Origin of the sequence: Microbacterium sp. SLBN-111, from assembly GCF_049739645.1 — a bacterium.
In the GTDB taxonomy this organism is placed as follows: Bacteria; Actinomycetota; Actinomycetes; order Actinomycetales; family Microbacteriaceae; genus Microbacterium.
This window is the reverse complement of sequence record NZ_JBMGQH010000001.1, coordinates 2077336-2089588: the sequence shown is the minus strand read 5'-3', so window position 1 is coordinate 2089588 and position 12253 is coordinate 2077336. Positions and strand designations below refer to the sequence as shown.

Below are 12253 nucleotides of genomic sequence, written 5' to 3'. Positions count from 1 at the left end.
CTGTCGCGGTGACGTCAGAGATGCGCGCGCAGGTGCTCGCTGAAGGCCCTCAGAGTCGGGTACGCCGGAGCCTGCCACGGGGACACCGGGATGAAGTAGATCGTGTCCCGCGTGCGCAGCACATTGTCGATGCGGAACCGGACGAGCGTTCCCCCCTCGGCGACGGGCGTGACCCAGACGGAGAACTCGGCGTGGGTCACGCGGATCCAGTTCTTCGCGACACCGTCGATGCGGTCGGAACCCGACCTGCTCAGCGTGAGCTTCTCCCCGCCGGCGCTGGCGAACTCGGCTGCGTCGTCGACGATCCGAGCGACTTCGTCGACAGCGCGCGCCGTCGTGGTCTCGAACTGGATCGCCGCGATTTTCTCGTCGATCGCAGCCACGTCAGTCGCGCCCCGCGTTGCGCTCAGCGATCCGGCGCTCGGCCTCGGCTCGCTTGAAAGCTGTGGTCTGTCGCTGCCCGATGTACGCGAGGATTCCGCCGACGACGAGGAGACCCAGGAGCAGCGGGAGGTCGCGGGGATAGAACCCGACGACAGCACCCCAGATCAGGCCGATGACGACGAGGAGACCTCCCACTGCCGTGAGCAGGTAACCGGGGACGGGCGAGTTCATGGCGATCCTTTCGCGGGGAGGCGGGCACCGAAACGGTCGTCCGAGGGCCCCCACCTCAGTGTGTTCGCGACGCTAATGCGCTCTCGCCGTCACGACGATGGGCCACATTCCCCATCGCCCTCCCGCTCCCCGGGTCTCCCGCGCACCTCGGATGCACCCTTGACCCGCGCGGCGTGTTCGCGCTAGTTTGCGCAACAAATCCCTATTGTTTCTGCGACTAAGGACTTGATGTGACAGAGCCGTCCATGCCCCTTCCCCGTCGTGCCTTCTCGCGGCGCTCCATGCTGCTCGGGTCGCTCGTCGGCGCCGCTGCCGCCGGCGCCGCGCTCGGCGGGGGCCTCACCCGTCCCGCCGTGGGCACCGTTCCCGCCGCCACCGGGCTCATCGACCCGGCCCTGGCGGGCGTGCATCCGCGCCTGATCCTGGGCACGCGGGTGTCCCTCACCGAGTTGGCGCGCCGGGCCGCCGCGCCCGCCTACGCCCCGTTCGTCAGCACCCTCCTCAGCTACGCCAACGGCCGCGCCGCCCTGCCGACGATCACCGGCAACGGCGACGACAATCAGTGGCAGTCCGTGTACTGGGCCCTCCCCGAGCTGGCGATGGCGTACCTCATCACCGGCAACTCCACGTACTCGACGAAGCTCCGCAACTGGACGCTCTACGTCTGCGACCCGGCCACCCGCCCCCAATGGGGCGGCGAGAACGGCGGCTCGATGGGCAACGCCGCCGGCCTCATCGGCGTCTCCGTCGCCTACGACTGGTGCTATGACCTGTTCTCGCCGGCCGAGCGCGCCACGATCCGCGACAAGCTCGCGCTGCAGGCCGATCGTCTGATCGGCCAGTTCGGCAACACCTCGGTCGCGACGGATGCCTACTGGAAGAACGACCCGCAGCCCAACCACCGCCACTTCCGCGTCGACGGAATCACGGCGGCCGCCGCCGCGATCCACGGCGACGGCGCGGCGGACTCCGGCGAGAGCGACGACTACCGCCTCGAGTTCGCGCGCTCCCAGCTGCGCCACGTGCTGAACTGGATCTCGCCCGACGGGTCGCAGCACGAGAGCATCACCTACGCGGTCTACGGCAACGAGCACATCATCCGCGCCGTCGACGTCCTCGACGGCATCGGCGGGGGCGATCTGTGGGCCGAGCCGGAGCTCCCGGGCATGGGCTCGTTCAAGGTCGACATGTCCCTGCCGGGCTTCCCGGCGCAGTTCTGGTACGGCGACACCGACGGCAGCCAGTACTACTTCAACCCGTTCCTGTGGCGGATCGCCGGCAAGTACGGCGACGGGGAACTGCAGGACTTCCTGCACCGGCTCTACACGTCCGGCAGCGCGGGGGCGACCTCCTTCTTCTACAACGCCTGGAACCTGCTGTGGTTCGACGACTCGCTCGCCGCCACGGGCCTCGACGACCGCCCGACCACACGCCTCTACAGCGACCTCGGGATCGTGGCATCCCGGTCCGGATGGGCGAGCACCGACGTCTCGCTCCACGTGAAGGCCGGGGTCATGGGCGGTCGGCGCCTGAACCAGTGGCGCGACCGGCTCGGCCCCAACGCCACGTACATCAACGTCGGCCACGACCACCCCGACGGCGGGCACTTCAGCATGTCCTTCGGCGGGGCCGTCTTCGGCGCGTACGCACCGTACGGTGCGTACCTGACGAAGCAGACGAACGCGATCGTCGCGGGCGCCGACGTCGGGCAGGCCGGTGAAAAGTCGAGCGGATTCACACAGCCGTACACCGACATGCGCGACCGCGCGTCGATCCCCGCGGTGAGCAGTCTCGGGGCCGACACAATCATCGTGGCCGACGTCTCCGGGCTGTACGCCTCGCCGAGCACGTCCGGGATCACCCGCGCGCGCCGGACGATCGCGTTCCTCGATCGCCAGGCCGCGATCGTGCTCGACGACGTGACGGCCGGAACCGCGAAGGACATCCACTCGCTGTTCCACAGCAAGGGCACGGTCACCGACGTCACCGGCGGGTCGGACATCGCACAGACGATCGGCTCGAGCACGGTGACGGCGAGGTACCTGCAGTCGTCGCCCGACAGCGGCGCCACGTTCTCGCACGCGGCCGACACGCTGGCCGTGCTCGGGACGACGTGGCGGTCGACGGTCCCGTCCACCACCGCCGCCCACTTCGCCGCGGCGCTCGTCCCGCAGCGGTCCGCGGCCGACGCGGCCACACTCGCCTCGGCCACCGCGACCGGTCAGCTGAGCGCCGACCTCACCCGCCCCGGGCGGATCGACACGGTCGCCGTCGCGTCGACCACCGACGGCCGCGGCACCCTCACGGTTCCGGGAGCCCAGGCGGACGCCCGCGCGCTCGTCGTCCGCCGCGCCTCCACCTCGGCGGACCCCAGCGTCGCGACCGTCGTGGATGCCGCTTCCGCCGTCGTCGCGGGAGTCAGCGTCGCCGTGCAGGGCGGGCGTCGGAACCTCCGCCTGACGGTCGAGACGGGCGACCTCCGGATCGCGCTCGTCGGGGTCCTGCCGGACGACCTGCCGGGGGCCGACCTCGTGCTCGGGCAGCTCACGCCCGGCGCGATCGATGTCGAGGTCGATGGAACGGTCCGTCACCTCACGGTGGGCGGCGACGGCAAGGTCACCGTCACGCTGACGCCGGCCGACCGGCACGAGGTCGTCGTCCCGCTCCCCTGACCCACGGACCGGAACTCCCGCCCGCGCCGAACCGGGGGTGCGCGGGCGGGAGTTCCTCCGTGTGCGGGACGGATGCCGGGAGCCGAGTCCCCCCTCTATCTCCGCGATAAACGCGATCCACGGCGGGAAACACGTTGGCACGCCGTTTCCTGGCGTCGATCGCGTTTATCGGTGAGGGGCCCCAGCCGCTCGGAAGCCCCGACTCAGGCCAGCGTCGGCAGCAGCCCCGGATCGACCGCCCCGGTGAGGGGCTGGCCAGCGCGGTAGCGCTGCACCTCCTCGAGGATGAACGCCCCCATCTCGCCGATCTCGCTGCCCTGCACGCCCGCGGCGTGCGGTGTGCACACGACGTTCGGGAGGCTGAGCAGCACGTCTCCCGGCTCCAGCGGCTCGGGTTCGGTCACGTCGAGGACGGCATCCAGGCGTCCGCTGAGACACTCGGCGCGGAGAGCGTCGTGGTCGACGAGGGCACCGCGCGCGGTGTTGATGAGCGTCGCTCCGTCGGGCAGCAGCGCGAGGCGCCGCGCGTCGATCATGCCGCGCGTGGCGGGGAGGCTCGGCGCGTGGAGCGTGAGGATGTCGCTGTGCGCGCAGAGCTCGTCGAGCTCGAGCTGCCGCGCCCCGAGCGCCTGCACCAGCGCGGGATCGACGACCGGGTCGTACACGGCGACGTCCCAGCCGTCGGCGACGAGCCGCTGGATCACGCCACGGCCGATCGCGGACGCGCCCACGACGCCGATCCGCAGACCGAAGCGCCCACGGCGGCCCCGCACGGCGGGGAACCCGGCGACGCGGTACTCCTGGGCGAGCGGCAGCGCGCGGTGAGCGCTCAGCATCACCATCGCGACCGTGTAGTCGATGACCGGCGCCGCTCCGATCCGCACGGCCGAGGTCACGTCGAGCCCCGCGCGCCACGCGGCCTCCCCCATGACGCTCTTCACGGAGCCTGCCGCGTGGAACACCCCGCGCAGCCGGGGCGCCCGCGCGAGCAGGGCCTCGTCGACGTGGACGGCACCCCAGCTCGTGATGAGCAGCTCGGCGTCGGACAGGTGCTCGGCGACCGGGTCGTCGAGGGAGTGCAGGGGCCGCTCGTCGAGCAGGTCGACGGTGCGATGGAGCGCGGCCTGGAGGCGCGGCGGGAACACCTCCGGGACGACGTTCTCCCACATCGACAGCAGGACCCGAGGGCGCCGGCTCACGCGCCGGCCCCCGTCACGACGCTGCCGAGCGCGGTGCGCACGGTGGGCTGCACGCGTCCGGTCCAGCGCAGGTCCTCGGCCGAGAAGCCGAGCGACACCGTGAACTCCCCGGGTTCCGTCATCCATCCGGCATCCGAGGACCAGTGCGCGAACGCGCGCGGCGGGATCTCGATGCGGACCGTGCTGCGGACCCCCGCGTCCGCCTCGACCGTGGCGAACGCCGCGAGCCACAGCGGCGGGCGCTGCACGTCGGATTCGCCGCGGGACAGGTACGCCTGGAGCACGTGCCGGCCGCGTCGGCGCCCGGTGTTGGTCAGGTCCGCCACGAGGAAGAGACGGCCGCGGACCTCCTCCACGCGCACGGCGCCGAGCGCCCACGCCGTGTAGCCGAGTCCGTGCCCGAACGGGTAGGCGGGGGCCGCGTCCGCGGTCGCCCACGCGCGGTACCCGATGTTCAGGCCCTCCCGGTAGCTCAGGATGCCACCGCGCGGGACCACGTCCGAAACCGGAGCGTCCTCGAGGCGCGCGGGCCACGTGGTGGGGAGGCGACCGCCGGGCTCCTCGCGACCGAGGAGGACGTCCGCGAGCGCGGTGCCGAGCTCCTGTCCGCCGAACCACGTCAGCAGCACCGCCGCCGCGTCGTGACGCCACGGCGTCTCGACCGGCGCGCCCGCGGCCACGACGACGATCGTGCGGGGGTTCACCGAGAGGGTCGCGGCGACGAGCGCGTCCTGCTCGGGCGGCAGCTTCAGGTCGGTGCGGTCGTGCCCCTCGGACTCTCCCCCGGCGGGGGTGCCCACGCACACGATCGCGACGTCGGCATCCCGCGCCGCGGCCATCGCCGCCTGGAGCGCGGACGCGGAATCACCCTCGTACGCGCGGCCGAGGCGGACATCGAGGATGCGCAGCGGCAGATCCTCCGGCGCCTCCGCCGAGACGCGGACGCGGATGGCCTGCCCCGCGACGGCGTCGACCACAGCGGCGAGCGGATCGGCGTGCGCGATGTGCGCCCCCTCGACGCGTGCTCCGCCGTCCGCAGCGTCCACGGGCACGCCGTCGATCGAGAGCGTGCCCGCGGCCGGGACGTCGATCCCCAGACGCAGCCTCCCCGAACGCGACGGGACGACGTCGAACTCGATCTCCAGCGCTCGCGCGGCGTCGGGCAGATCGCCCAGCCAGATGACGCGCGCCGTCGACCGTCGTTCGTCCGACAGCACCGCGCCGTCGCCGTCGAACAGTCGCGCGCGCACGGCCCCGGCGGTCCCGTCGGGAGCACGCAGCTCGCCCGCCTCGAACGGTTCCACCCGATCGGGCACGGTCCCGTCGACGACGGTGAGATGGATGCCCGCCTCCCCCGCGAGCGCCTCGGCCGGTGTCGACACGCGCACCGGGAACACCTCGGAGCTCCCGCCGCCCTGCACCCGCGGACGCGTCGCGCCCGGCCCGAGAAGGGCCACGCGCAGCGGTGCGTCGGGAGTCACGGCGAGGGGAAGGATGCCGTCGTTCTGCAGCAGCACGGCGCCGCGGGTCAGCACGGTGCGGGCCAGGATGCCGGGATCCAGCGGCGAGAGCCGCGGCCGGAGTCCGCCCCCGAGCGCACCGGTGCGCTCGGCGAGACGCAAGATGCGCCGCACCTTCTCGTCGATGAGCGCTTCGGGCACATCTCCCGCCTCGACCGCGGCGCGCAGCGCGTCGCCCCACGCGCCGCGCGGCCCCGGCATCTCGAGGTGCTGCCCCGCCGCGGCGGCGGCCACCGACCGCACCGCCGACCAGTCGGAGACGACCACGCCGTCGAAGCCCCAGGCCGTCACGAGCGGGTCGTCGAGCAGTCGGTTCTCGCTCATCGTGACCCCGTCGACGGCGTTGTACGCGCTCATGATCGCTCCCGCGCCCGCCTCCAGAGCGACGCGGAATGGCTCCAGGTAGAGCTCGTGGAGCGTGCGCTCATCGGCATCCACGGAGACGGTCATGCGCTCGGTCTCGGAGTCCCCCAGGACGTAGTGCTTGGGGCAGGCGACCACCCCGCCGTCCTGCAGCCCCCGGACATAACCGGCCGCGATCTCGCCCGACAGCACCGGGTCCTCGGAGAACGACTCGAACGTGCGGCCGCCGAGCGGGCTGCGGTGCAGGTTGACGGTGGGGCCGAGCACGACGTCGACACCGTGGCGCACCGCCTCGTCCGCGAGGGCGCTCCCGGCGTCGCGGGCGAGCGCGGGATCCCACGTCGCCGCGAGGGCGCCCGCGGACGGGAACACGACCGACGGCTGGCGCTCGTCCATCGTCGGGCCGCGCACCCCGACGGGCCCGTCGGACAGGACGAGCGGCCGCAGGCCGATCCGCGGCACCGCGGCGGTGGACCAGAAGTCGCGGCCCGTGACGAGCGCGATCTTCTCGTCGAGCGTCAGGGCGGCGAGCGCTCCCTCGACACCGACGACCGGCATCCGCTCGGGCACGGGATGGGCGTCGAGCCACGAGGTCGCCGCCGCGAGGGCATCGCGCAGGGGCGGCAGCTCGGGATGCCACCGCCGCTCCCACTCGAGACTCAGATAGCCGTCGTATCCGCGGGCGTCGAGTTGCAGCAGGATCTCGTGGAGCGGGATGCCACCCTGCCCGGGCAGCACGGGCCGTCCGTCGCCGCGCCCGACGACGTCCTTCACCTGGACGTGCCGCAGCCACGGCGCGAGGAGCGCGACGGTCGTGGAGACAGGCTCCCCCGCGACCCACGGGTGCGCGATGTCCCAGATCGCGCCGACGTGCTCGTCGTCGACGGCGTCGAGGACCCGCGCCACGGCGAGGCCGGTCGGGTGCGAGTCGTGGGTCTCGAGCCAGACGTCCACCCCGGCCTCGCGCGCGACGCTGGTCGCCGCGCGCAGCCGGCGCACCAGCACGGCATCGTCCTCGCCGCCCGGGAACACGCGGATCGCGGGGAAGCCGAGGTCGCGCGCGAGGGCGGCCTCCGCGCGCACGCGCGCGAGCACGTCGGCATCCGTCGCGGCGGAGTCGGCGACGTTGACGTAGGTGGCGAGGCACACCCGATCGACCTCGGCGAGGACGGCGCGGGCGTCCGCGCGCTGCGCGGCGGAGAGGTGGACGTTCACGGCTCGGTCCTCGGCGGAGCCGACCTCGACGCCGGTCCAGCCGGACTCCATCGCGACCGCGACCACCTTGACGAGGGAGGCCTCGGTCATTCCGAGCGTGGAGAAAGCGCGTCGTCGCATCATCGAGGACTCCTTCGGCAGCCGGCGAGACAGCAACAATGCTGCTCTCGCGTAGCAACATTACAGAAACAAGTTGCGAACGCAAGCGCGGACAGGCCACGAAACGGCAACGAGCCCCGCCGGGACGGCGGGGCTCGTGTCCGAGTGAGGGGGTGTCAGCGGCGCGGGGCGGCCACCGAATCGCGCACGACGACGTGCGTACCGAGCTCGACGACCGAGCCGGCGTGGCCGGGGAGCGGCTTCTCGACGGCGAGGCGCGCGGCCTCCCACCCGAGGTCGAACACCGGCAGGTGCACCGTGGTCAGCGGCGGGTGCAGGCGCTGCGCGACGCGGTCGTCGTCGTAGCCGACGACCGACATGTCCTCGGGCACCGACAACCCGGCATCCGTCAGCGCACGCACCACATCGAGGGCGTGGAAGTCGCTGTTGGCCACGATCGCGGTCACGTCGGGGTGCTCGCGGAGCAGCGTCACGGTGTGGGCGTACGCCTGATCGGGCGCGGGGCTGCGACGCGACCGCCGCGGCGACGGGTCGGTGTAGACGGCGGCCGGATCCAACCCGTGGGCGGCGAGCGCGGCGCGCATACCGGCGATGCGCCCCTCGGTCGTGGAGTACTCCTCGATGCCGCCGACCCACGCCACGCGCGTATGACCGCGCGAGAGCAGGTGACTGGTGATCGCGAACGCCCCGCCGGAGTTGTCGTAGCCCGCCGCGAGCGCGCGCTCCGCCGGCATCGGGCCCGGGCGCGCGCACATCACCAGACGCGCGTCGATCTCCTCGAGCATCGTCGCGTAGTCGCCCAGCCGGTCGGCGTAGTCGGCCGAAGCGTAGACGCCGCCGACGAACACCACGGCATCCAATTCCCGTTGACGGGCGACGAGGCGGACGATGTCGCGTTCGCGATCCACGTCCCCCTCGGTCGGGAAGATCATGCTGATGCGCCCGTGCTCGACCGCCGCGGCGTCGATACCGCCCAGCACCCCCGAGACCAGCGACGAGCGCACGTCCGGGACGATGACGCCGATGGTCCGTGTCGCCTCGCGCCGACGGGCCCGTGCCTCGGAGTATCCGAGCTCGCGCATCGCGGCGACCACGCGCCCGCGGGTCGCCTCGGCGATCGGGTACGTCCCCGACAGCACGCGGGATGCCGTCGACACCGACACCCCGGCCAGTGCCGCGACCTCGCGGAGATTCGCCCGGCGGACACCCGTGTCGTCCGGCGCACTCATCGAGTCTCGCGCTCCATACCTCCGAAGATAGCTCAGGGCCGTCTCCGTCAGCCCTTGATGCCGTTGGCGAGACCGACCGACCGCAGGAACTGCCGCTGGAAGATCAGGAACAGCCCGATCGGGACGACCATCGACAGGAACAGCGCCGCCATCATGACCGAGTACTCCAGCGCGGGCTCGATGCGGGGCAGGGCGACCGAGATCGGCTGCACCCCCGGGTCCTGCAGGACGAGCAGCGGCCACAGGTACTCCTTGTACGCCGCGACGGCGCTGAGCAGCGCCAGTACCGACAGGATCGGGCGCGACAGCGGGATGACCAGCGACCACAGCACCCGCACGGGACCGGCGCCGTCGATGCGCGCGGCCTCGATGAGTTCGCGCGGGATGGAGTCGAAGAAGCGCTTGGCGAGCACGAGCGAGAAGGCGCTCGCCCCGGCCGGGAGCCAGACCGCCCACAGCGTGTTGAGGAGGCTGATCCCGAGGCCCGGGAGGTCGAGCACCGTCAGGTAGAGCGGCACGAGCGAGACGATCCCGGGGATGAACAGCGTCGCGAGGACCGCCCAGTAGACGACGTTGCCCCACCGCGGGCGGAGGATCGACAGCGTGTAGGCGCCGGTCACGCAGACGAACAGGGTGACGGCCGCGCTGCCGAGCGCCATGAGGAGCGTGTTCAGCAGGTAGCGCCAGATCCCGAGGTCGTTCCAGACCGCGGCGTAGTTCGACCAGTCGAAGACCGAGGGGATCAGCGTCAGCGGGTCGGTCACGAGTTCGGTCGTCGTGGAGACGGATGCCTTGGCCAGCCACACCAGCGGAAGCACCGCCGCCACGATCAGGCCGATGAGGACGAGCGTCTGGACGATCCGCAGCGTCCAGCGCACGACGGGGCGGCGACGGTCGCCCCAGGAGGAGACCGAGCGCGGGACCTCTTCGGGCTCTTCCTGTCGGCGGAGGCGCCGCCGCGACGACGGCGACACGGGAGGCTGCGTGAGGGTGTAGGTGTCAGTCATTGTCGTTGAGCCTGCGCGTCGCGAACTGGTAGACGATCGACACGATCGCCAGGACCACGGCGAGCATCACGCTGAGCGCGGCCGCCGCTCCGTAGTTCGAGTTCACGAACCCGTACTGGTAGATGAGCATCAGGATCGAGATCGAGGCGTTGTTCGGGCCGCCGCCGGTGAGGAGCTTCGGTTCGTTGAACACCTGCATGGTCCCGATGAGCTGCAGGAGGATGAGGACGAGGATGACGCCGCGGATCTGCGGCAGCGTCACGTGCCACACGCGCCTCCAGACGCCCGCGCCGTCGAGTTCGGCCGCCTCGTAGAGGTCGGGACGGACGCCGCCGAGTGCGGCGAGGTAGATGATGACCGACGTGCCGGCACCCGCCCACGTCGCCGTGAGCACCATCGACGGGATGACGAGCTGCTCGGAGTCCAACCACGCGAACGGGCCGAGCCCCACCGTCCCGAGCAGCGAGTTCAACAGCCCGCTGGGGCCGGGCATGTAGAGCACCTTCCACAACAGGATCGCCACGACCGGGGGGATGACCACGGGGAGATACGCGAGCGCGCTGTAGAGACCCTTCCAGCGGCGCAGCTCCGACATGACGACGGCGAGCGCGAGCGGCAGCGGGGCACCGACGAGCAGGCCGATCGCGGTGAAGAGCACCGTGTTGAGGATCGCGCGGGGCAGCACGGGATCGGTCAGCACGTACTCGAAGTTCGTCAGGCCCACCCACTTGCTGGTGAGGAAGTTCGTCTTCTGGAACGACAGCACGAGACCGCGCACGATCGGGCCCCAGGAGAAGTAGGCGAAGACGAGCACGAGGGGTGCGCCGAAGGCGATGGACCACAGCCCCCCGCCGCGCACCCAGCGCTGCACACGCGGGAGGAGGCCCCCGCGCGCCTGGCGCGCGGGGACCCCGACCGGTACCGAGAGGACTCGAGTCACTGCGAGATGATCCGTTCGATGCGGGAAGCGGCATCCTTCACGAGCGGCTCGATCGGCGCCGAGGGATCGCTCAGCACCGCCTGCACGGTCGACGCCAGGTCGGCGTAGACCTCCTGAGCCCGGGTGGTGGGCTCGGGGATCAGCGGGATCTTCGTGAGCGAGTCGACGTAGTTCGTGAAGTGCGACGGGTCGACGTTGATGTCGTCGGCGATCCACTCGCGGTATTGCTTGTAGGCGTCCGCGCTGAGGGGCGACAGGCCCGGGAGACCGACGATGCCGCCGTCCTTGACCAGGGCCTGAGCGTTCGCTGTGGCCGTGTCCTTGCTGGTGAACTTGCCGAAGTAGTAGAAGTCGACCCACTTCGCCGCCGCGAGCAGCTGCTCGGGCGTCGACTTCGGGTTCGTCATCTGCACCGTGCCGAGGAGCGGCGTGCCCGCCCCGGTCGTGTCGCCCTGCGGGAGGTGCGAGGCGCCGATGACGGACAGGTCCATGTCGTAGACGTTGTTCAGCCACTCGTACGACGCCACGGGGGCGACGAACATGCCCGCTCGCCCGGCGGCGAACTCCTGCATGATGGTCTTCAGGTCCATGATCACGGAGGATCCCATGGACTTGTCGGTCGAGAACATGTCGCGCAGGCTCTGGAGCGCCTCGACGGACGCCGGGTTGTCGATCGTGACCTGGTCACCCGCCTCGTTCTCGATCGTGCCGCCGCGCGAGTACACCGACGCGGTGTAGATCCAGCCCGCCTGGCCTTCCTGCGTGATCTGCAGGTAGCCGGGGTTGCCCGTGGCCTTCGTGATGGCCTTGGCCGCGGTGCGGACCTCGTCCCACGTGGCCGGCGGCTTGTCGGGGTCGAGGCCGGCCTTCTTGAAGAGATCGCGGTTGTACATCAGCGCGACGGTGTCGACCGTGGTCGGGATGCCATAGGTCTTGCCGTCGGCCTGCGCGGGCTTGAGCGTGTCGGGGTTGAGCCGGTCCAGGATGCCGAGCTGATTCACGACGTCCGTGAGGTCGGCGACCTGCCCGTTGGCGATCACCTGCTGCGTATTGGTGAACGGAACACCCATCACGGTGGGCATGGTGCCGCCGGCGACGAGGGCGGAGAACGACCCGTTGTCCCAGCGCGTCTCACTGGGCTCGACGGTGATGTTGGGGTTCGCCTTCTCGAATTGGTCGACGGCGTCGAGGAAGTTCTTGCGAGCCGCCTCGGCCTTCGTGCTGGGCAGGTCACCGACGGTGATGGTGACGCTGGCGCTGGGATCGATGGTCGGCTGCTGCTGTGCGCCGGCGCACCCCGTGGCGGACACGGCGAGCGCGCCCACGACGATCGCGCCGAGACCGACGCGGGTACGGAGATTCATCATTGAAAC

At 71.4% G+C, this 12253-nt stretch carries 9 protein-coding genes; 1 reads left to right on the top strand and 8 read right to left on the bottom strand.

The genetic code is table 11. The features are described from left to right. Positions 1–14: 14 nt before the first annotated feature. Both RKD05_RS09605 and RKD05_RS09600 read right to left on the bottom strand, forming a co-directional pair. Complete coding sequence (locus RKD05_RS09605; protein ID WP_424709664.1) at positions 15–383, bottom strand: hypothetical protein; 369 nt, start codon at positions 381–383, stop codon at positions 15–17. A gap of 1 nt (position 384) precedes the next feature. After that, positions 385–615, bottom strand: coding sequence for a hypothetical protein (locus RKD05_RS09600; RefSeq protein WP_424709662.1), 231 nt, complete (start codon positions 613–615; stop codon positions 385–387). 245 nt (positions 616–860) lie between these two features. On the opposite strand from RKD05_RS09600, the gene RKD05_RS09595 reads away from it, so the two are divergent. Continuing rightward, positions 861–3287: a hypothetical protein gene (locus RKD05_RS09595; RefSeq protein WP_424709661.1), complete on the top strand. Its 2427-nt coding sequence runs from the start codon at positions 861–863 to the stop codon at positions 3285–3287. Between the two features lie 203 nt (positions 3288–3490). On the opposite strand, the gene RKD05_RS09590 is transcribed toward RKD05_RS09595, so the two are convergent. The 6 genes from RKD05_RS09590 to RKD05_RS09565 form a co-directional block, all read right to left on the bottom strand. Beyond that, positions 3491–4486 (bottom strand): hydroxyacid dehydrogenase, encoded by a 996-nt coding sequence (locus RKD05_RS09590; protein ID WP_424709659.1) that lies wholly within the window; start codon positions 4484–4486, stop codon positions 3491–3493. After that, complete coding sequence (locus RKD05_RS09585) at positions 4483–7707, bottom strand: glycoside hydrolase family 3 C-terminal domain-containing protein (RefSeq protein ID WP_424709658.1); 3225 nt, start codon at positions 7705–7707, stop codon at positions 4483–4485. Before RKD05_RS09585 ends, RKD05_RS09590 begins: the two co-directional genes overlap by 4 nt. A gap of 152 nt (positions 7708–7859) precedes the next feature. Continuing rightward, a complete protein-coding gene (locus RKD05_RS09580) occupies positions 7860–8933 on the bottom strand; it encodes a LacI family DNA-binding transcriptional regulator (protein ID WP_424709656.1) in 1074 nt (357 codons plus the stop codon). 47 nt (positions 8934–8980) lie between these two features. Next, positions 8981–9940 carry a carbohydrate ABC transporter permease gene (locus tag RKD05_RS09575; RefSeq protein WP_424709655.1) on the bottom strand — a complete coding sequence of 320 codons (960 nt, stop codon included), beginning with the start codon at positions 9938–9940 and terminating at the stop codon, positions 8981–8983. Beyond that, complete coding sequence (locus RKD05_RS09570) at positions 9933–10880, bottom strand: carbohydrate ABC transporter permease (RefSeq protein WP_424709653.1); 948 nt, start codon at positions 10878–10880, stop codon at positions 9933–9935. The genes RKD05_RS09575 and RKD05_RS09570 overlap by 8 nt, the downstream gene beginning before the upstream one ends. Then, positions 10877–12244 (bottom strand): ABC transporter substrate-binding protein, encoded by a 1368-nt coding sequence (locus RKD05_RS09565; protein ID WP_424709651.1) that lies wholly within the window; start codon positions 12242–12244, stop codon positions 10877–10879. Before RKD05_RS09565 ends, RKD05_RS09570 begins: the two co-directional genes overlap by 4 nt. Between the last annotated feature and the right edge of the window lie 9 nt (positions 12245–12253).